Raw genomic sequence first — 992 nt, 5'->3', positions numbered from 1 at the left:
TCGTCGACGACGAGCAGGGAGGATCGGCATAGGAAGCGGATCTTCTCGCGCAACGTGCCCTCGCGTTCAGCCTTGGTCAGTGAAGCGATCAGATCGGCGAGCGGGATGAAGTAGACGCTCTTGCCCGCCTTCACGGCCTCGACGGCAAGGGCCGTGGCGATATGGCTTTTCCCGGTACCGGGCGGGCCCAGCAGATGCACCACCTCGGCCCGGTTGATGAAGTCCAGGCCAGCGAGCGCCAGGATGCGGTTCCGGTCGAGCGATGGCTGGAAGGAGAAGTCATATCCGTCCAGCGTCTTGATGATCGGCAGCCTTGCCATGCGCAGGGCTGCCTTGATCCTGCGGTTCTCCCGGAGCGACAGTTCTTCGTTCAGCAATATGTCGATGGCCTCGATGCCATCGATTTTGCCCTGCTCTATGCCGCGCAGGGTGGCGTCGAGCATCTCCAGGGCGCGTGGCATTTTGAGATGGACCAGGCTGCGGCGGATATTATCGACGCGGGATGCGGCACCCCCATGGTTCATGGCCGTTCTCCCCGCGCCAGTTGGCTGCCGATCGCTTGATAGATGGCCAGGGAGCGCACGGTGACATGCTCGCCTACACGACCGATGGCGATTACCTCTTTACCATGGATACGGCGCTTGGCGCCGCTGCTGCCTGTCCGGTGCGCAGGATCGATCCTGCACTGCCGGCGCCCCTCAAGAACCGGGTGCTCGGCAATGACCTGGCCCCGGTCTACGATCCGGATCTTGTCGGGCAACTGCTGGATTTCGACGACGCGCCGGGTGCGATCGGGAACGCTGTAGTAATTGCCGCCGACCGAGACCATCCCATCGTGGCTGACGCGGCGCTCCAGCTTCAGAACTGCGTGTTTCGGAAAATCCCGGACAGTGGTTTCACTAAATCGCGGACAGGCATTTCAGTAAATACGGGACAGGGATCCCGCTAAATCCCGGACAGGGTTTGGGACAGGATCAAGGTTAGGTTTTGTG

The 992-nt window shown here is 61.5% G+C and carries 1 protein-coding gene and 1 pseudogene; both read right to left on the bottom strand.

Annotated elements, in window-relative coordinates; genetic code table 11:
• On the bottom strand, positions 1–524 hold a 524-nt coding region (locus tag EWH12_RS21920), incomplete at its 3' end, for an ATP-binding protein (RefSeq protein ID WP_165363710.1).
• Positions 521–877, bottom strand: a pseudogene (locus EWH12_RS23035) (Mu transposase domain-containing protein); the annotation flags it as partial. The gene EWH12_RS21920 and the pseudogene EWH12_RS23035, both read right to left, overlap by 4 nt.
• Positions 878–992: the final 115 nt, after the last annotated feature.

Source organism: Sphingobium cupriresistens (genome assembly GCF_004152865.1).
GTDB lineage: Bacteria > Pseudomonadota > Alphaproteobacteria > Sphingomonadales > Sphingomonadaceae > Sphingobium > Sphingobium cupriresistens.
This window is presented reverse-complemented; position numbering and strand designations above follow the sequence as displayed.